18 protein-coding genes are annotated in these 18,492 nt (G+C 59.2%); 4 read left to right on the forward strand and 14 right to left on the reverse strand.

Features of this window, described 5'->3' with window-relative positions; translation table 11 throughout:
* Positions 1–3 precede the first annotated feature (3 nt).
* On the reverse strand, positions 4–750 hold the full coding sequence (gene dapB / locus ACLI1T_RS07150) for a 4-hydroxy-tetrahydrodipicolinate reductase (RefSeq protein ID WP_349852760.1): 747 nt from the start codon (positions 748–750) through the stop codon (positions 4–6).
* A gap of 124 nt (positions 751–874) precedes the next feature.
* On the opposite strand from dapB, the gene ACLI1T_RS07155 reads away from it, so the two are divergent.
* Together ACLI1T_RS07155 and ACLI1T_RS07160 are read left to right on the forward strand one after the other, a co-directional pair.
* Positions 875–1,264: a VOC family protein gene (locus tag ACLI1T_RS07155; RefSeq protein ID WP_349852759.1), complete on the forward strand. Its 390-nt coding sequence runs from the start codon at positions 875–877 to the stop codon at positions 1,262–1,264.
* Between the two features lie 118 nt (positions 1,265–1,382).
* Positions 1,383–2,114, forward strand: coding sequence for a hypothetical protein (locus ACLI1T_RS07160; protein ID WP_411702288.1), 732 nt, complete (start codon positions 1,383–1,385; stop codon positions 2,112–2,114).
* An 87-nt stretch (positions 2,115–2,201) separates the two neighbouring features.
* Here the strand turns inward: ACLI1T_RS07160 and ACLI1T_RS07165 are convergent, their stop codons facing one another.
* The 4 genes from ACLI1T_RS07165 to ACLI1T_RS07180 form a co-directional block, all read right to left on the reverse strand.
* The gene (locus ACLI1T_RS07165) at positions 2,202–4,448 is read right to left on the reverse strand and encodes a polyribonucleotide nucleotidyltransferase (protein ID WP_411702289.1); all 2,247 of its coding nucleotides are present in this window, start codon (positions 4,446–4,448) and stop codon (positions 2,202–2,204) included.
* 213 nt (positions 4,449–4,661) lie between these two features.
* Positions 4,662–4,931 carry a 30S ribosomal protein S15 gene (gene rpsO, locus ACLI1T_RS07170; protein ID WP_005278802.1) on the reverse strand — a complete coding sequence of 90 codons (270 nt, stop codon included), beginning with the start codon at positions 4,929–4,931 and terminating at the stop codon, positions 4,662–4,664.
* A 149-nt stretch (positions 4,932–5,080) separates the two neighbouring features.
* The gene (locus tag ACLI1T_RS07175; RefSeq protein WP_411702290.1) at positions 5,081–6,022 is read right to left on the reverse strand and encodes a nucleoside hydrolase; all 942 of its coding nucleotides are present in this window, start codon (positions 6,020–6,022) and stop codon (positions 5,081–5,083) included.
* Entirely contained in the window at positions 6,023–7,045 is a 1,023-nt protein-coding gene (locus ACLI1T_RS07180; protein WP_349852755.1) for a bifunctional riboflavin kinase/FAD synthetase, read from the reverse strand.
* A gap of 23 nt (positions 7,046–7,068) precedes the next feature.
* Between ACLI1T_RS07180 and truB the strand changes: the two genes are divergently transcribed.
* Entirely contained in the window at positions 7,069–7,962 is an 894-nt protein-coding gene (gene truB / locus ACLI1T_RS07185; RefSeq protein WP_411702291.1) for a tRNA pseudouridine(55) synthase TruB, read from the forward strand.
* A 47-nt stretch (positions 7,963–8,009) separates the two neighbouring features.
* On the opposite strand, the gene ACLI1T_RS07190 is transcribed toward truB, so the two are convergent.
* From ACLI1T_RS07190 to rimP, 9 genes are all read right to left on the reverse strand, one after another.
* Positions 8,010–8,684: a 4'-phosphopantetheinyl transferase family protein gene (locus ACLI1T_RS07190; protein WP_411702292.1), complete on the reverse strand. Its 675-nt coding sequence runs from the start codon at positions 8,682–8,684 to the stop codon at positions 8,010–8,012.
* The gene (locus tag ACLI1T_RS07195; protein ID WP_411702293.1) at positions 8,684–9,490 is read right to left on the reverse strand and encodes a metallophosphoesterase family protein; all 807 of its coding nucleotides are present in this window, start codon (positions 9,488–9,490) and stop codon (positions 8,684–8,686) included. The genes ACLI1T_RS07190 and ACLI1T_RS07195 overlap by 1 nt, the downstream gene beginning before the upstream one ends.
* 97 nt (positions 9,491–9,587) lie before the next feature.
* Positions 9,588–10,898 carry an MATE family efflux transporter gene (locus ACLI1T_RS07200; protein WP_411702294.1) on the reverse strand — a complete coding sequence of 437 codons (1,311 nt, stop codon included), beginning with the start codon at positions 10,896–10,898 and terminating at the stop codon, positions 9,588–9,590.
* Positions 10,888–11,856: a DHH family phosphoesterase gene (locus ACLI1T_RS07205; protein WP_411702295.1), complete on the reverse strand. Its 969-nt coding sequence runs from the start codon at positions 11,854–11,856 to the stop codon at positions 10,888–10,890. The genes ACLI1T_RS07200 and ACLI1T_RS07205 overlap by 11 nt, the downstream gene beginning before the upstream one ends.
* A complete protein-coding gene (gene rbfA, locus ACLI1T_RS07210; RefSeq protein ID WP_349852749.1) occupies positions 11,857–12,300 on the reverse strand; it encodes a 30S ribosome-binding factor RbfA in 444 nt (147 codons plus the stop codon).
* A gap of 219 nt (positions 12,301–12,519) precedes the next feature.
* A complete protein-coding gene (infB, locus tag ACLI1T_RS07215; RefSeq protein WP_349852748.1) occupies positions 12,520–15,369 on the reverse strand; it encodes a translation initiation factor IF-2 in 2,850 nt (949 codons plus the stop codon).
* Between the two features lie 107 nt (positions 15,370–15,476).
* Positions 15,477–15,824: a YlxR family protein gene (locus ACLI1T_RS07220; protein ID WP_349852747.1), complete on the reverse strand. Its 348-nt coding sequence runs from the start codon at positions 15,822–15,824 to the stop codon at positions 15,477–15,479.
* Positions 15,825–15,908: 84 nt separating this feature from the next.
* Complete coding sequence (gene nusA, locus ACLI1T_RS07225) at positions 15,909–16,925, reverse strand: transcription termination factor NusA (RefSeq protein ID WP_023022837.1); 1,017 nt, start codon at positions 16,923–16,925, stop codon at positions 15,909–15,911.
* A gap of 23 nt (positions 16,926–16,948) precedes the next feature.
* Positions 16,949–17,488, reverse strand: coding sequence for a ribosome maturation factor RimP (rimP, locus tag ACLI1T_RS07230; RefSeq protein WP_349852746.1), 540 nt, complete (start codon positions 17,486–17,488; stop codon positions 16,949–16,951).
* 38 nt (positions 17,489–17,526) lie between these two features.
* Between rimP and ACLI1T_RS07235 the strand changes: the two genes are divergently transcribed.
* Positions 17,527–18,375 carry a DUF4439 domain-containing protein gene (locus tag ACLI1T_RS07235; RefSeq protein WP_349852745.1) on the forward strand — a complete coding sequence of 283 codons (849 nt, stop codon included), beginning with the start codon at positions 17,527–17,529 and terminating at the stop codon, positions 18,373–18,375.
* Positions 18,376–18,492 lie beyond the last annotated feature (117 nt).

Raw genomic sequence — 18,492 nt, forward strand, 5'->3', positions numbered from 1 at the left:
CCGCTACAGCCCCAGGTACTTGTCTAGCCCGACAACCAATCCCGAGTGCTGCGCAATCTCCCGCACGCCGACCAAAACGCCGGGAGTGAAGGAGGAACGATCGTAGGAATCCTGGCGGATGGTCAGGGATTGCCCCTGCGCACCGAAAATAACCTCTTCGTGGGCCACCATGCCGCGGGTACGCACGGCATGCACTGGGATTCCGTCTACATTCGCGCCGCGCGCGCCCTCGAGGGACTTTTCCGTCGCATCCGGCATCTCGCCCAACTCGGCGTCGCGGCGCGCCTGAGCAATGGCCTCTGCGGTGTGGATGGCGGTACCGGAAGGCGCATCCAGCTTGGTGGGGTGGTGAAATTCCACGACCTCTGCGGTCTCGAAGAACTTCGCCGCCTGCTTAGCAAGCACCATGGTCATCACGGCAGAGATGGCGAAATTCGGAGCGATCAGCACGTTTCCAGCGCCCTCTTGGCGGGTCCACTGCTCCACCTGGTCCAAGCGCTCTTTATCAAAGCCAGTGGTACCCACCACGCAGTGAATGCCGTTCGCGATGCAAAACTCCAGGTTTCCCATCACCGAATCAGGCTGGGTGAAGTCCACGATGACCTCTGCGTGATTATCAACCAATTGCTGCAGGTCATCCCCGCGGCTAATTTCCGCTACAAGCTCTAGATCATCTTCGGCATTAACGCCTTCAACAATCGCCTTGCCGACGCGCCCTTGCGCTCCCAAGACTCCTACTTTGATCGCCATTGCGGGCCTCACTTTCTTAACAACTTTGAGTTAAACCTTTGTTTCCTTCCCATCCTATCGCGCTCGCCCATCCGCGGCGGGCGAGCCTCCGAACGGCAAAAATACCACTGCTAGACTGGGCGGCATGCAGATTTATATTGCCTCCGTTCCAGTAGATGACGTTGCTCGCGCCCACGATTTTTATGTCAATGTCCTTGGCTTCCGGGTCAAAGATGACGTCACGCACGGCGATTTCCGGTGGCTTACGGTCGCCAACGCGGACGGCGATGGCAGCGTTGAATTGCTCCTTGAGCCCAAGGGACATCCGGCCGCCAAGACGTACACCGAGGCGCTGAAGGCGGATAATATCCCGGTCACCCAATTCTTATCGCAGGATGTGGAGAAAGAATACGCCGAACTCAAGGACAAGGGCGTGGACTTTACCATGGAGCCCACCGACGTTGGCCCCTCCATCATTGCGGTCTTTGACGATACCGTGGGTAACCTCATCCAGCTCGTCCAATTGAAGCGTTAGGCCCACGCCTTCGCTACTTTCCCTTGTACAACAATTGCATCACTTCCCCAGTTGGGCCACTTGTGTACCGGTAGAATTGAAAGAGACAACAAGGTAGACAACCTAGGAAGTGGTCAGAATGTCTCGATCTACTCTCACCCGCGTTATCGCTGCTGGCGCCGGCATGAGCTGCATGCTCTCGCTGGCTGCTTGCGCTAGCCCCAGCGATGACGAGGCCGCCGATGCCTCATTCGCTACGCAGGAGGAATCAACCAGTTCCACGGCGGAATCGACCACGTCTGCGGCAAAGAAATCAGAGCCTTCCACCACGACCACTGCCGATGACCCAACCAAGACGGTAGAAGACACCGCCCCTTTAAGCCACCATCAGCAACAAGCGCAGGGTAATGATCCAAAACCTGCTTTCGGCGGCATGGGCACGCCCTCCCTCGAGGATCAGCGCCACCTGCCTCCTGGCCTGGGTGGCCTCGTTCCCACCGGGATCCGCGTAGCCTCGCATGACTCTTTTACCCGCGTCGTGGTTGATCTTGAAGGCGACGGAGAAGCAGGGTGGTTTACTACCTATACGGATCAACCCGCCCACCAAGCATCGGGGCTTCCGGTCGAGGTCAAAGGCACCACTTTCCTCAACCTTGGCATCGAGGGCACCCCGTGGCCATCGACGCCGGAGTTAGAACAAAGGTTTATGGATACTGGCATCACCCCAGGTGCCGGTGTCGTACAAGAGATCAACTACACCACCACCTTCGAGGCGCAAACGCAGTTGATCATCGGGCTAAAGAAACAAACGCCTTATTCCGTGACCTTCCTGCAAAACCCCAAACGCCTCGTGCTCGATTTCCAAAATTAGGTGATTATAGCGAAGGCATAGAAAATGGCCCTGTTTCCCCACCATCTTCGGGAAACAGGGCCATTGCTCTGAAGAGCGCCTGAGGGATTAGTCCTCAACGGGCACCAGGGAGATCTTGCCGCGGTTATCAATATCCGCGATTTCTACCTGTACCTTATCGCCAACATTGACTACATCTTCGACCTTCTCGATGCGCTCGTCCCCACCCAGGTTGGAGATGTGGATCAATCCATCGCGGCCTGGGGTCAAGGAAACGAAGGCGCCGAATGGAACGGTCTTGACCACCGTGCCGAGGAAGCGCTCGCCCACCTTGGGCAACTGCGGGTTGGCAATGGAGTTAACCTTTTCAATCGCAGCGTCTGCGGCTTCGCCGGTGACCGCAGAGATGTAGACCGTGCCATCGTCTTCGATCGAGACATCAGCACCGGTATCTTCGGTGATCTGGTTGATAGTCTTGCCCTTAGGTCCGATGAGCTCACCGATCTTGTTGACGGGAATCTTCACCGAGGTGATCTTCGGGGCCAGGCCAGACATCTCATCTGGGGAATCGATGACCTCTGCCATGGTTTCCAGAATGGTGGCGCGAGCATCGCGGGCCTGCTCGAGTGCCTGAGCCAAGACCTTAGAAGGAATGCCGTCGAGCTTCGTGTCCAGCTGCAGCGCGGTAATAAATTCGGAGGTACCCGCAACCTTGAAGTCCATGTCGCCGAAGGCGTCTTCGGCACCGAGGATATCCGTCAGCGCCACGAACTTTTCCTTGCCCTTAACCTCACCGGAGACCAAGCCCATGGCGATGCCGGCTACCGGCGCCTTAAGCGGAACACCCGCGTTGTAGAGGGACAGGGTGGACGCGCAGACAGAACCCATGGAGGTGGAACCATTGGAGCCGAGCGCCTCAGAGACCTGGCGGATGGCATACGGGAAATCCTCGCGCGACGGGATGACCGGAAGCAGGGCGCGCTCTGCTAGAGCACCGTGGCCGATTTCGCGGCGCTTAGGCGATCCAACGCGGCCGGTCTCACCGGTAGAAAATGGCGGGAAGTTGTAGTGGTGCATGTAGCGCTTGGACTCAATGGGAGTAAGAGAATCGATCTGCTGCTCCATCTTCAACATATCCAGGGTGGTGACACCGAGGATCTGCGTCTCACCGCGCTCGAACAAGGAAGAACCATGTACGCGTGGGACCAAGTCAACTTCAACGGACAGGTCGCGGATATCGGTCAGACCGCGGCCGTCGATGCGGAAGCCATCAGTCAAGATCTTGCGGCGCACGATCTTCTTCATAACCTCGTTATACGCAGCGCGAATCTGCTTGGAGGCCACTGCCTCTTCCAGGTCAGCAAACTGCGGCAGCAGGTCTTGTTCGACCTGCTCCATGTGTTCATTCGTAGCCTCGTCGCGCTCCTGCTTGCCCGGGATCGTCAGCAAGCTCTCCAACTTCTTGGAAGCAGCTTTTTCCACGGCGGCGAAGACATCGTCTTCATAGGCCGGGAAGAGCGAGAACTCCTGGGTCTCCTTGGCGGTGCGCTCTGCCAGGCCGTTCTGGGCCTCGCACAGGGTCTTAATGAACGGCTTAGCCGCCTCAAGGCCCTCGGCGACGGCGGCTTCTTGCGGTGCCGGAGCGCCATCGGCAATGCGTTCTGCAACGTTGGTGCCAGCGCCGGCCTCGACCATCATGATGGCGACGTCTTCTTTGCCGCCCTTAGTAACGATGCGGCCGGCCACGACCATCTCAAAGAGCGCGCGCTCGTGCTGCTCGTGGTTCGGGAAGGCCACCCACTGGCCTTCTGGGTGCTTGTCATCGGCGATGAGCGCCATGCGCACGCCGCCGACGGCGCCGGAGACCGGCAGGCCGGAAAGCTGGGTTGCCGCAGACGCACCATTGATGGCTACGACGTCGTAGTACTCTTCTGGGTCCTGAGATAGGACGGTGATGACCACCTGCACTTCATTGCGCAGGCCCTTGACAAAGGTGGGGCGCAGCGGGCGGTCGATGAGGCGGCAGGCCAAGATGGCCTCGGTGGAGGGACGCCCCTCGCGGCGGAAGAAGGAGCCGGGGATCTTGCCGGCTGCGTACATGCGCTCTTCCACGTCCACGGTGAGTGGGAAGAAGTCAAAGTTCTCGCGCGGTTGGTTCGAGGCGGTCGTGGTGGCCAGCAGCATCGTGTCATCGTCGAGGTACGTGGTTACGGAACCATCTGCCTGACGGGCCAACTGGCCGGTTTCGAAACGAACGGTGCGGGTGCCAAAATCCCCATTGTCGAGGACGGCGATAGCTTCGGTAATACCGAATTCCTCATCGATATTGAACTCTACGGAGTTCTGAACGCTCATCTAGTAATTCTCCTTGAGTGCTTTAGGCGATCGTCGGTGCCGCCTTTTCCACATTGTTTTTGACAACGGTGAAAATTCTAACAGAGATTCCATACTTTTGAGCTACGGTAACCGCAATCGCCCCTGCTCCCTACAAGGATTAAGAGGGCATAAAACCACTAATTCCCCTTGCCGCAGAGCAAGGGGAAAAATTCGGCCGCAGCCGCGTCGCAATTAGCGGCGCAGGCCCAGACGGGAAATCAGATCACGGTAACGATCCACGTTGTTTTCTGCCAAGTACTTCAGCAGGCCACGACGACGACCAACCATCAGCAGCAGACCACGACGGGAGTGGTGATCGTGCTTGTGAAACTTCAGGTGCTCCGTCAAAGTATTGATGCGGGAGGTCAGCAGGGCAACCTGTGCCTCGGGGGAACCGGTGTCGGTCTCGTGCAGGCCGTACTCCTTGAGGATTTCGGCCTTCTTCTCAGTGGTCAATGCCATGAGTATTTCTCCTTTATTTCAGTCCACACTATTCTTCAACGCGCAGCGCCGCCGTGGCGAGCTCCGCGTGCCGCAACTGTCGTGAACCACAGTCGCTAAGCCAACTGGTCATCTTACAGCCAATTAGCACGGCAAATCAAAACGCTGCGCTACTTGGCGCCCACCGTGCGGAAAAGCTCTTCGAGGCGGTCTACAAATGCACTCACAAACCGCTCGTTATCCACGCCCACGGCGACCTTCGCGGTCGGTTCCTGGCTCAGCCTAGTTTCATCCGCGATGGTGCGCCCGCGGGTGGGGCCTTCGGTATCGGTTTTCATATTGGTCTCGATGACTTCCACCAACGACGGATCGGCGGCTACCGCCACGGCCAGCGGATCGTGCAGGCCGCAGCCGCCCAGGTGAGGAGCCGTGGTGGCATAAGCGCGAATATAGTAATCCACCATATCGGCGAAAACCTCGCCCGCGGCCGTTCCGGTTGCCCGCCAGCGCGCGGTTTCCTTTTCCGTCAAGAGGGTGCGCAATGTGACATCAAGGCCCACCATGGTGACATCCTGGCTGTGGCGGAAGAGGTAATCGGTGGCATCCGGGTCCTGGGAAATATTGGCCTCTGCCCACGCGGATACGTTGCCGGGAACGGTCAGCGCCCCGCCCATCATGACGATGTGGGCGTTGGTGGCAAAGGTGGCATCGGCAAGCATAGCCTGGGCGATGGTCGTGGACGGGCCCGTGGGGATAATGACGAGGTCATCACCGTAATCGCGCACGGCCTGCACGAGGAAATCCGTGGCCGGCTGATTTTCCTCAGGCTTATCGGACGGGGTAAGAAGCACCTCACCCACGCCATTGTGGCCGTGGATGAAGGCCGAAATCTCGCTGGGCTGGAAACCGTCCGGGCTGGGGCCGGCAAAGACCGGGATATCGGGCCTATCCAACAAGTCCAGCAGCGCCAGGGTATTGCGCACCGCAAGCGGAACCGTGACGTTACCATAAGTGCAGGTCACGCCGATGAGCTCAAGATCGGGGTGGGCCAGGGCATACGCCAAGGCCAAAGCATCATCAATGCCGGTATCAAGATCGAGGATGGCCTTCATTTACTTCTCCTTTAAGAAATAGTCTTCGCTATTGCAGCCCTGCGCGCGGGCATCGGCAGCCAGCACCTTGCGGGCGGCAGCGACGTCTTGGGCCATGGCGTCCAAAAGCTCATCGACGGAATGGAATTTCACCATATCGCGCAGGTGGCCCACGAATTTCACGGTTGCCTCATAGCCATAAAGATCGGCATCGCGGTCCAAGACAAAAGACTCCACGGATCGCTCTTCATCACCAAAGGTGGGATTCGTGCCAACAGAAATCGCCGCGGCGTAGGCCACTTCGGGCTGCATATCCCCATCGAGGGGCGAATCAGAATGCACAATGAACCATCCCGCATACACCCCATCTGCGGGAATGGCTACAGTATCTGGAAAGTACTGGTTGGCCGTGGGAAAGCCCAGCTCTTTACCGCCGCGCCCCGCGCCGCGCACCACGGGACCGGTCACCGTAAAGTGCCGGCCAAGCGCCCAATTCGCCGATTCTATTGCGCCCTGGGACAGGCTCTGGCGAATATAGGTGGAACAAATCTGCACGCCATCTTCATCCAGCAGCGGGATGATATCGACGCTAAACCCAAACTCTTCCCCCAGCTGCCGCATGGCTTCTGCGGTGCCGCTGGCCCCAGCGCCGAAGGTGAAGTTCTCCCCCACCACCACGTGCTGCGCATGGAGTTTGCCCACCAAGAGGTCGCGCACATAGGGGCGCGGCTCCACGCCATCGAGTTCTTTGGTGAAGTCAATGACAAGCACCATCTCGATGCCCATTTCTTCCGCGAGCTCTAGCCGGCGCTCGAAGCTCACCACGGACAGCGGCGCGCGTTCCGGCAAGAAAACCGAGACCGGGTGCGGGTCAAAGGTCACCATGACGGGGACCTGATTATTCGCCCGCGCATGCTCCACGCAAGCAGAAACGAGCTGCTGATGGCCGCGGTGCAAGCCATCGAAGACGCCAATGGTTACCGAGGTCGGCCCCACATCCGCGGGGATGTCATCGATTCCGTAACAAATATCCACGGAATCCATCGTAGAGCATAGACTTGTACCCTATGACTGATGCGCTCGCACATTCCGGACTTGTCATCGTTGATAAGCCTGCCGGCATGACCTCCCACGATGTTGTTAGCCGCTTACGCAGGTATTTTCACACCAAAAAGGTCGGCCATGCCGGCACCTTGGATCCCATGGCGACAGGGGTGCTGGTCCTCGGCATCGAACGCGGCACCAAATTCCTCGCGCACATGGTCGCCTCCACCAAGTCTTATTCAGCCACCATTCGCCTCGGCGCTTCTACCACCACCGATGATGCCGAGGGCGAATTTAGCTGGGGCAAGCCTGCGGCCGCGCTGCACCGTTCCGCCATCGAGGCCGAAGTTGCCACATTGACCGGTGAGATTATGCAAAAGCCCGCCGCGGTTTCCGCCATCAAGATCAAGGGCAAAAGAGCGCATGAATTGGTGCGCGAGGGCAAAGAGGTAGATATCCCCGCCCGCCCGGTCACCGTGCACAGCTTTGACATTCATAGCATGCGCACCGAGGGCGATTTTATTGACCTCGATGTATCCGTGGAGTGTTCCTCCGGCACCTATATCCGCTCCTTGGCGCGCGATATGGGCGAAGCACTTGGCGTCGGCGGGCATTTAACCGCCCTGCGCCGGACTACGGTGGGGCCCTTTGCGCTTGCCGATGCCCACCTGCTCGACGATCTTGCCGAAGACCCCCGCCTGTCCTTAAGCCTTGACGAGGCGCTCAAGCGCAGTTTCCCCGTCCTGCCCGTCACCGAGGACGAGGCCGCCGCTTTAGCGATGGGCAAATGGTTAGAGCCGCGCGGGCTGTCCGGGGTTCATGCGGCGGTAGCCCCCAATGGCCAGGCCATCGCGCTCATTAAGGAGAAGGGCAAAAGGCTGGCCACGGTCTTTGTGGCGCGGCCGTCCACCCTCTAAGTCGGTGGCTGAGGGCATTGCTCGAGGAGATCTGAGCGGGTTTCTGTTCAGGCTGAAAAATCAAGGGCCGGAACCAGCGTAGAGACCACGACGTAACCGCCTTCTAGAATCCACTTGCCGGTGATAAACGGCACGGGCGTGGGGCGGGCCAGGATATAGGAAATGAAGGTGCCATCCTCGCGGATATCGATCTCTGCTTGATCGAAATCCAGCCACCGATGCGTCATGGGAAACCACGCCTTATAGGTGGCCTCCTTGGCGCAAAACAGCAGGCGGTCTGGGCAGTGCACCCCAGCCTTTTCTAGGCGGGGCAGCTGCGGCATTTCCCCGGCCCGAGCGATCATGGTCAAGACGTGATCGGGCAGGCGCTGCGCCGGCTCCGCATCAAGGCCAATGGAGCGAAAATCCGTGGTGGAGGCCACCACCGCTGCGCGAAGGCCCTCCGTATGCGTCATGGATCCAATGAAACCTTCGGGCCACAGCGGCATGCCCCGCTCCCCACGCAGGATCGGGTTCGAGCCTGTAAAGCCCAGCTCGCACAGGGCCTGGTGCGCACACCAGCGGGCATCGCCAAATTCGGATTTCCGGATATCGACCGCGTGCGAGACTATGGACTGTTCTTTGGGATCGAGGTGCTCATAGTTGAGCAGATCGGACTCGCGGGTGTCCGTACGCACATAGCAATACCGGGTAGTTTCTGGGAATAGGTCGGGATAATGCATTAATCCACCTCCCCAAAGGTTGAGGTAACTGGGTATGGCCAGGCAATACGGTGCGGCTGATTACGCCATTCGCGCGGGTAACCTAGAGAGACTTCGATGTGGTCTACCCCATCCACATTCATCTTGGAAGGCATGTGCAAGTGGCCGTAAATGACAGCTTCTGCCTTGTATCGTCGCGGCCACGAGCGCGTATGGCGCGAGCCGCTCCACAGGGCGATTTCCGGGAAGCGCAGCACCATCGTGGGCTCCTGCACCAGCGGCCAGTGGTTGACCAAGATGGTTGGTCCCTGCACTCTGGATAAACGCTTAATGGAATACGCCAAGCGGTCCCAACACCAGGCGCGCACGTCTACAAAAGGGGCGATAGCTACCTCATCGGTCATGACAAGCTTTTTGGAGCGTGCCTGCTGCACCGCCTCTTCTACCGAGGTCCCCGATGGGCGGAAACTATAGTCATACAGGGTAAAAAGCGGCACAATCGTTATCCCATTAAAAACCGGATAGGGATCCTCCGGCGTGATAACGCCGATTTCCCGGCAGGCGGCAACGAGGTAATCGTATTTTTCGCGCCCCTTGTATTGGTCTTGGGAACGAGAAAATAACTCGTGGTTGCCCGGCGCCCAAATGACGGTGTCATAGCGTGCGGCTAAATCCCGCAAGATGCGCACGATAAGTTCGCTGCGCTCTGCGATATCGCCCGCCACAATGAGCCAATCGGCGGGATCTGGTGGAACTAATTCTGCAATGCGCGCAAAATTATCACTAATCGCGCCGTGCAAGTCTGCTACCGCCCACAACGTTGGCATTACCGCTCCGACCCGCCTTCTTCATCATCGTACGGAGCCCACTCTAGCTAAAATCTGGAGTGCGCTTTTAATCGTTACAGTCACTGTAGCGCAGGTACTACTCTGCTACTACAGCCCATTTCATGGAATAAAAGCGGTAGACCACGCCAATGAGGCGGAAAGTAATGAATGCGGCCAAACCGCACCACACCCCGGTCAATCCCGTACCCATGGCATGCGCCAAAAGCACCCCGGGTAAAAATCCTAAAAGCACCGAGGCAATGGTCAGGCTGCGCAGGAATGCCGCATCCCCTGCCCCCAATAAGACGCCATCGAGGGCGAAGACCACGCCGCCCGCGATGACCATGCCAACAAGGATCCACCACGGTTGGCTCATGGCATCGATGACTTCCTGTGAGGACGTAAAGACGCGCGGAATAAACCCGGCCCCGGCAGCGAAAACCACGGCGAGGAAGGCAGAAAAAATAGTGGAGTACATCACTACCTTGCTTCCTACGCTGCGTGCGTGGCGCGCCGAACCAGCGCCCAAGGCGGCCCCAGTCAAGGCTTGGGCGGCGATAGCCAAGGAATCCAAAATCAGCGACATGAAATTCCACAGCTGCATCATGATTTGGTGGCCACCCAACGCCGCAGTGCCCACGCGGGAAACAACGGCCGTTGCGGTAAGAAAGGCCACCTGAAAGCTAGCGGAGCGCAGGATGAGATCGCGGCCCAAGACCAGCTGGTGGCGCACGATATCCCACCGAAATGCCCAGGAGCCGTGGTGCTGTTTATACAGCTCGCGCACGAATAGGCTCGCGATAATGCTCATGCCGAATACGGTGGCGATGGCAGATCCAGCAAGGCCCCACCAGTACACGAACGCAGGAACGGCAATGGCGCCAGGAATCATTCCGGCGAGGGTGAAATAGAGAGGCTTCTTCGTGTTTTGTACGCCGCGCATCCACCCATTTCCAGCCATTTCCACCAGCGTCACGGGGATGGCCAGAGCAGCGAACCGCAGCCACAGCGCGGTTCCTGCCGCGGTTGTGGGATCCCCGGTAAGCCACTGGGCAAAAACGCCACCGAAAATCCACATGATGACGGCCAAAATGCCGCCAACCCCCAGAGCCACGTACGTGGCTTGCACGCCTTCTGCTACGGCCTCGTCGCGTTTTCCAGCGCCAAAAAGGCGGGATGAACGAGCCGTGGTGCCATAAGACAGGAAAGTCAACTGTGTGGTCACCACGGTATGAATCGTGGTTGCTGCAGCAAGCGAAGCCAGCTCTTGGGCACCAAGGCGCCCCACCACTGCGGTATCGAGCAAGAGGTAGAGCGGCATCGCGGCCAAGACTCCAAGCGCAGGAAACGCGAGGCCAAAGACCTCGCGTGCGCTTACTGTCGTAGGTGTTGACTGCCTAGTGCTCATCGATGGCACTCACCAGCTCCGCGACAATGCTTTCTTCGCTTCCCGATGTCATGTACCCGGCAGCGGGAACGTGTCCGCCGCCGCCAAAAGTTGCTGCTAGGGCTGCGCAATTGATCGTCGTCGAACGCAACGATACTGCCCATATCCCGGGCGACTGTTCTTTAAAAACAACGCCCAATTCCGTGCCCTCAAGGGCGCGCACGAAATCCACCAGGGACTCGACTGCGGAGTCTGAATGACCTTCGATATCGGCTAAGCCCGCAACGAGGATGCCCACGCCCAATTCACCGGCATGTTCAATGCGAAGTCCTGCGAGCACACGGCCGACCATCTGCAGATCATCAGGGGTCGTGGCATCGAGCAGATCCGTGGCAATCTGTTTGGTATCCAGCCCATAGTGCATCAAACGCGTAGCCACGTCGTGCATGGCGGGCCTGCCCCAACGGAAGCTGCCCGTATCGGTCAAAAGCCCAGCGTACAGGCAGTGCGCGATGCTGCTTTCGATTTGTACCGACAGCATATCCAGGATGGTCAAAATGGCCACCGTGGTGGACTCACACGCTGGGTCCACCAAATTTACAGAGCCAAATCCGAGATTGGACGAGTGGTGGTCGATGCACAGCACGCGCCCTGCCGTCGCCAGCTGGGCGATATCTGCGGAAAATAGACCGGTGCGATCGATCGACCCGCAATCCACGGTGACATAAAGGTCATAGCCCTGCGGTAGCTCCCGCATGACCTCGACCTGGTCTGCGCCGGGAATGGAGTAAAGATTAGGCGCAAAATCCTTATCCTGGCCAATGACCGCGCAGGCTTCTTTCCCACTTTGTTGTACGGCTAAGAGCAAAGCCGTAGCCGAACCAATGGCATCAGCATCCGGGCGCAAGTGGGTGATAATACAGATGCTCTGCGCGCCAGAAATGGCGTCGACGGCGCCCTGATATTCCTTGCGGGTCACTTAAGCCTCGTCTTCATCGGAGGTCTTATACGGATTCGCCTCGCCCGCGGGCTGAGCGTTTTCCTTCAACTTTGCTAGCTCTTCATCGCGAGCACGAGCGCGCGCCAAGAGTTCTTCCATGTGCGCGGAGGCCTCTGGGACAGTATCGAGCTCAAACGTCAGGGTTGGGGTAAAGCGGACGGAGAGCTGATCGCCAACGATCTTGCGCAACTGCCCCTTCGCGCGCTTAAGTGCTTCCTCAGCCTGGTCATAATCGGGTTCTGCATCGATTTCGTGACCGCGCACCGTGTAAAAAACGGTAGCGTCGTGCAAGTCACCGGTGACGCGGGCATCGGTCACGGTGACCATCTCCAGGCGGCGATCCTTAATCTGCAGCTCAATGGCACTAGCCACGATTTCCTGAATTCGTTTTGCTAGCCGCGCCGCGCGTGCGTGATCGACCATGAGAACCTCCAAGCTAAAGGGGAAAATTTATTCCTAAATTACCGTGTCGCGGTATCAGAAACTACCAGTTTAGTTACTCACCGCACCCAATGGAAACCGCTTGAAAGCCTCACCGCGAAAACGCTAAACGGCCCGCCCTACCTACCGCACCTCGTGGCCTAACTCCAAGGAGAAAGGCCCTCAAGGTGGGCACGTACAGCGGGCCGACACTAGCAGCGACTAGTCGCGCGGAACCTCGACTTCTTCATAAGCCTGGATGATATCGCCTACCTGGATATCCGGGTAGGACAGCACCATACCGCACTCATAGCCGGCCTTGATCTCGGTCGCGTCGTCCTTCTCGTGACGCAGGGACTCGATCTTGGCATCGGTAGTAATGACGTTGTTATCGCGGAGCAAGCGAACCTTGCCGTTGCGGACAACCTTGCCATCGGTGACCATACAGCCTGCGATGGTACCCACCGAGGAGGACTTGAACAGTGCGCGGATTTCGGCCGCACCGGTGTCGCGTTCCTCGTAAATCGGCTTGAGCATGCCCTTGAGAGCGGCCTCGACTTCCTCGATGGCCTTGTAGATAACCGTGTAGTAGCGGATATCCACGCCCTCTTGGGTAGCAATCTCCGTGGCCTTGCCTTCCGAGCGCACATTGAACGCAATGATTACGGCATCGGAAGCGGCGGCCAAGGAAATATTGGTCTCCGTTACGGCACCAACACCGCGGTCGATGATGTTGAGCTCGACTTCGTCCTCGGTCTTGATATCCAGCAGGGCATCTTCCAGCGCCTCGACGGAGCCGGCGTTGTCGCCCTTGAGGATGAGGTTGAGGGTCGAGGTCTCCTGCAATACCTTGTCCAGATCTTCCAGGGACACGCGCTTGCGCTGCTTTGCCTGCAAGGCAGAACGCTTACGAGCATCGCGCTGGTTGGCAATCTGGCGGGCAACGCGGTCATCATCGACCACGAGCAGGTTATCGCCAGCACCCGGCACGCCGGACAGGCCTTGTACCTGTACCGGGCGGGAAGGCCCGGCTTCCTTAACGTCCTCACCAAATTCATCGAGCATGCGGCGCACGCGACCGTGCGCATCGCCTACCACGATGGAATCGCCGACGTGCAGGGTACCGCGCTGGACGATAACCGTAGCCACAGGGCCGCGACCGCGGTCCAGGTGGGCCTCGATGGCCACGCCCTGGGCGTCCATCTCTGGGTTAGCCGTGAGCTCAAGGGCGGCATCGGCAGTCAGGATGACAGACTCCAGCAACTGGTCGATGTTCTGGCCCTGCTTAGCAGAGATATCAACGAACATCGTGTCGCCGCCGTACTCTTCAGGCACCAGGCCGTACTCCGTGAGCTGGCCACGGATCTTCTCCGGCTGGGCTTCCGGCTTATCCACCTTGTTCACAGCCACGACAACCGGGATATCGGCAGCCTTGGCGTGGTTGATGGCCTCAACCGTCTGTGGCATGACGCCGTCATCGGCGGCGACAACCAAGATGGCCAGGTCGGTGGACTTCGCACCACGGGCACGCATGGCGGTAAACGCCTCGTGGCCAGGGGTATCCAGGAAGGTAATGGTGCGTTCGCCATCCACGTCAACCGTGGTCTGGTAAGCACCGATTCCCTGGGTAATACCGCCGGCCTCGCCGGCTGCCTCATTGGTCTTACGGATGGTATCCAACAGGCGGGTCTTACCGTGGTCAACGTGACCCATGACGGAGACGACTGGAGGGCGGTGTTCGAGGGCTTCTTCGCCGCCTTCGTCCTCGCCGAATTGCAGGTCGAAGGACTCGAGCAGCTCGCGGTCCTCGTCTTCTGGGGAGACGACTTCTACCTTGTAGTTGATCTCGTCACCGAGCAGCTGCAGCGTATCTTCCGATACGGATGCGGTTGCGGTGACCATTTCACCAAGGTTGAACAGTGCCTGCACCAATGCTGCTGGATCGGCACCGATCTTCTCCGCGAAGTCAGACAGCGAAGCTCCGCGGCGCAGGCGGACGGTCTGCCCCTTGCCATCTGGCAAGCGGACGCCGCCTACGACGTGCTTCTGCTGCTCTTCAAACTCATGGCGCTTTTGCCGCTTCGACTTCTTGCCCTTGCGTGGTGCGCCACCTGGACGGCCGAATGCGCCAGCGGTACCGCCGCGACGTCCACCGCGTCCACCGCGGAAGCCGCCGGGACGACCGCCGCCTGGGCCACCTGGGCCTCCTGGTCCACCGTGGCCACCGCGACCGCGGCCACCGCGTCCGCCACCGCTCGGTGCCTTGGACGGCATCGAGGCTGGGTTCGGATGCGAAGGCATCATGGCAGGCGATGGACGACGTCCGCCGCCGCCACCCTGGCCTTGGTTCTGATCCTGGCCCTGACGGTTATTGCCGCCTTCATTGCGGCCGCCGCGCTTTCCACCGCGGTTATCGCCGGGGCGGTTGCCGCGCTGGCCCTTGGAGCCACCGGGGCGTGGGCCTGGGCGGTTGTCTCCCCCACCCGTGGAAAATGGGTTATTGGCCACGCGGCGGGATCCGCCGGGCTTAGGCATCGGTCGCGGCATGGCGTTGCCTGGGGTCGGGCGCTCGCCCGACTTCTTGGCATCGCCTTGACCTGCGTTCTGGCCTGGCTTCGGTGCACCTTGGCCGGGCTTAGGTGCTGGCTTGGAAGCAGCGGCGCCTGGCTTTGGTGCTGCCTGACCTGGCTTGGGGGCAGCCTTAGCGGACCCTGCGCCTGGCTTCGGCGCCTGTGCACCTGGCTTAGGGGCGCCGGGCTTCGGCGCAGCGGATTTCGCACCGCCCTGTGCACCTTGACCTGGCTTCGGCGCAGGCGATGCCGGCTTCTTGGCGTTGCCCTGGCCGGGCTTAGCGGGCTTGGCAGTCTTCTCAGTCTTGTCTGCCTTGCCTTCGGTGGCATCGCCACCGGACTGTGCTTCATAGTGAGCACGCATTTTCTTGACCACCGGTGGTTCGATGGTCGAGGATGCGGTTTTGACGAACTCGCCTTGTTCCTTCAGGGTGGCGAGCAGTTCCTTGCTGGTTACTCCGAGCTGTTTTGCCAACTCGTGAACACGTAGCTTTCCGGGCACTTGTCTCCTCTTGGTATCGCCTAGGAGCCAAGGCCGCGAAAAACTGGCCTGACTCCTAGTTAAACGTTCTGGACTTTCATCGCTGATGCTTCATCGTTGTGCGCTCATCAGTGTTCGGTCTTCCTTTTTAACTCTGGTGTGTACGAATCTTGTACGGCTTGTTCCGCACACGGTACTTTTTCGCACTGTGCTTCCAAGTACCTACGTACCTGACCTGTGTCCACGGATGCGGACGTGCGGAGCGCGCGTTTGAAAGCATGTTTGCGCTCAGCTAGCTCGAGTGCAGAAAGCGTGGGGCTAATCCATGCGCCACGGCCAGGAAGCCGCCGGAATGGATCCGCCACCGCGCGGCTGCCTTGAGGATCATTGGCATCAATGACCACCCGCAGCAGCTCCGTATCGGGCATGCGGCGACGCGTAGCGATGCAAGTACGAAGCCGTTGAGTCTGCGACATCGAACTCCTTAACTTTCGCTGCGTCTACATGTCCCTTTCTGCATCTGGGCCGTTTACTAGCCTACGCTATATATCCGCAATTCCTTAATTCGCGTCCGCGTCTGAATGAATATCGATCTTCCATCCGGTCAAACGGGCGGCTAGGCGCGCGTTCTGGCCTTCCTTACCGATGGCAAGGGACAGCTGGTAGTCAGGGACGATGACGCGCGCCACCTGCTCCTCGCTATCCAGCACGGTCACCTTGATCACCTTTGAAGGAGCCAGGGCATTGCCCACATACACGGTGGGATCCTCGCTGTAATCGATGATGTCGATCTTTTCGCCACCCAGCTGGCGCATGATGTTATTCACGCGCTGACCGCGCGGGCCGATGCACGCCCCCTTGGCGTTGAGGCCTTTAGCGTGGCCAATAACAGCGACCTTTGAACGATGCCCAGCTTCGCGCGCGATGGCAATCATTTCCACGCTGCCATCCGCAACTTCCGGAACCTCCAGTTCAAAAAGCCCGCGCACCAACTCCGGGTGGGTCCTGGACAAGTTGATCTGCACATTGGCGCCATTGCGGTTTACTCCCACCACATAAGCCTTGATGCGGTCACCGTGCTGCAGCTTTTCCCCAGGGATTTGTTCTGCGGGAAGCAAGATTCCGTCCTGCGATTCCAACTCGGAACCGAGCTGGACCACAACGATGCCGCGGGCGTTGGCGCGCGCATCGCGCTGGACGATGCCACTGACAACGCGCCCGCTCAGCTCCGAATAGGAATCAAAAGTGCGCTCAGCTTCGGCCTCGCGCAGCTTGCGTAAAATGGCTTCGCGCACGGCACGTGCACCCACGCGGCCAAAGTTATCCGGGGTGTCATCGTACTCACTGGTTACTTCCCCGGTTTCGGGGTCGCGCTCGGTAACGATGACGCTGACGGCACCGGTGGTGGTATCGATGTCTACCCGGGACTTGGCGCCTTCGGCCTTGCCCTCCGCGGTGGATTCGCGGTAATCCAGGTAGGAATACAACAAGGCACTTGCAATCGACTCCAACAGGTCATTGACTGGGACCTGCCGTTCGGATTCGATGGTGCGAAGTGCCTCAAGATCAATATTCACTTGTCTATCCTCTCGATTGCCGGTTAGCTCTCGGCTTCTGCAAATGGCTGGTGCACGGCGTCTAGCTCACTCTGTGATGGCTGTGCAAACTCAATTTCTACCACTGCGCGGGCAATGTTTTCCAATCGCTCCACTTCTGTATGCACCTCGTTTTTCTCAGAGGTGATAAGGACAACGGCATCTTCGTCCGCGTTGAGCGCGCCGATGCGTGCGGTGTGGCTCGTGTCGTCGCCGCGATTAAAGGTCACCTTCCGCCCCTTGTTGCGGCGCCAGTGGCGCGGTGCGGTCAACGGCAAATCCACACCGGGGGTGGAGACCTCCAAGGTATATCCGGCGCCAAAATTCAGCTCGCCCGCAGCCTCTAGTTCATCGAAGAAGTCCGAAATATCGTCGGAGACTTCCTCTAATACGTCGGAGCTCGGACGCCTATCGCCATCGATGCGGATGATGACCTGTGATTTCTTCCCCGCCTTAGTGGTTTTAATATCCTCCACGTCGAGCCCGCGGGCTTCTAGGCGAGGTTGGAGCAAATCAGTTAATTGTTGTGCATCTGGGAAAGCCATGCCCACTAGCCTACGTCCTTCAAGGTACAGTCTTTTGGGTGAACCGCCGACGTATTGCTTTAACCTGTGTAGCCTCGACTGCCGCCCTGCCCGCACTCGCGGGCTGTTCCGCGGTCGATTCCGTCGTCGACTATTTTGGCCCGCGCCCAGAAGACGCGCTCGAGCGCCTTGCCGTGGCCGCCGCGAGCGATAGCCTCGCCCTCCAGGGCGTCGATGATGCGGCCGCGGATATGCGCAGCTCCCAAGCCGATGCGCTGTATGAGGAGATTGCGCGCCTCTGCGGCACCGATGACCAAGGAAACGTCCCGCACAGCTGTGAGGTGGAACGGCCCACGCAGGCACCGCCGGCCCCAGATTCCTCCCAGGTACTAGAAGAAGCCGCCTCGGCCACCACGGAAGCCGCCGATGAGGTCAATTCTGAATCCCGGCCCATAATCACGCAACAGGCCATCACGCTTAATGCTTGGCTGCCTGGCGATGCCCCCGATATCCCCACGCTCTCCCAGCCCCAGCGCGAAAGCGCCACCGATTTGCTGCAGTGGGAATACGAGCAGGTCTTTGGGCTGGATTTCGCTCGGGCTTATAGCGATCCTGCTGCCGAAGGGCGCATCGATAAGCTCTTAAGCCTCCATCACCGCCGCATCGACCAACTGCAAGAGGCGCTGAGCCAAAACGGCGAAGTTCCGCAACCGGAGCCTGCCTATTCCTCCGGTGGAACAACGCTTCCCAGCGATGCGGACTCCGCTGCCGCCTTCCTCGATACCTTGGTTGAACAAGAAGCCGACAAATGGCACGCGGCCGCAGTGGCTGCCGCACAACAAGAAAGCCCAAACCAGGAGTGGCTGAACTGGTTAATCGGCACCGCCGCCGAAGCCAAGGCAGCATAGTTCTCGGTTTTCCCACCGCGCCTACCTGAACATTCACTGTCCGGTGGGCAGCGAAAAACAGCGAGTTATAGGCCGATATTCATTGATAATTCGTCCGACCCCTACGTAACTTGGTGG

Origin of the sequence: Corynebacterium tuingiense (genome assembly GCF_046718165.1) — a bacterium.
Lineage (GTDB): Bacteria > Actinomycetota > Actinomycetes > Mycobacteriales > Mycobacteriaceae > Corynebacterium.

Excerpts from the sequence above, each read along its gene's own strand:
- ACLI1T_RS07200 (WP_411702294.1), bottom strand. The coding sequence starts at position 10,898 with ATGAGCACTAGGCAGTCAACACCTACGACAGTAAGCGCACGCGAGGTC.
- rpsO (WP_005278802.1), bottom strand. The coding sequence starts at position 4,931 with ATGGCATTGACCACTGAGAAGAAGGCCGAAATCCTCAAGGAGTACGGC.
- ACLI1T_RS07220 (WP_349852747.1), bottom strand. The coding sequence starts at position 15,824 with ATGTCGCAGACTCAACGGCTTCGTACTTGCATCGCTACGCGTCGCCGC.
- rimP (WP_349852746.1), bottom strand. The coding sequence starts at position 17,488 with ATGGCTTTCCCAGATGCACAACAATTAACTGATTTGCTCCAACCTCGC.
- dapB (WP_349852760.1), bottom strand. The coding sequence starts at position 750 with ATGGCGATCAAAGTAGGAGTCTTGGGAGCGCAAGGGCGCGTCGGCAAG.
- ACLI1T_RS07175 (WP_411702290.1), bottom strand. The coding sequence starts at position 6,022 with ATGAAGGCCATCCTCGATCTTGATACCGGCATTGATGATGCTTTGGCC.
- ACLI1T_RS07195 (WP_411702293.1), bottom strand. The coding sequence starts at position 9,490 with ATGCCAACGTTGTGGGCGGTAGCAGACTTGCACGGCGCGATTAGTGAT.
- ACLI1T_RS07160 (WP_411702288.1), top strand. The coding sequence starts at position 1,383 with ATGTCTCGATCTACTCTCACCCGCGTTATCGCTGCTGGCGCCGGCATG.
- rbfA (WP_349852749.1), bottom strand. The coding sequence starts at position 12,300 with ATGGTCGATCACGCACGCGCGGCGCGGCTAGCAAAACGAATTCAGGAA.
- ACLI1T_RS07180 (WP_349852755.1), bottom strand. The coding sequence starts at position 7,045 with ATGGATTCCGTGGATATTTGTTACGGAATCGATGACATCCCCGCGGAT.
- ACLI1T_RS07165 (WP_411702289.1), bottom strand. The coding sequence starts at position 4,448 with ATGAGCGTTCAGAACTCCGTAGAGTTCAATATCGATGAGGAATTCGGT.
- truB (WP_411702291.1), top strand. The coding sequence starts at position 7,069 with ATGACTGATGCGCTCGCACATTCCGGACTTGTCATCGTTGATAAGCCT.
- ACLI1T_RS07190 (WP_411702292.1), bottom strand. The coding sequence starts at position 8,684 with ATGCATTATCCCGACCTATTCCCAGAAACTACCCGGTATTGCTATGTG.
- ACLI1T_RS07155 (WP_349852759.1), top strand. The coding sequence starts at position 875 with ATGCAGATTTATATTGCCTCCGTTCCAGTAGATGACGTTGCTCGCGCC.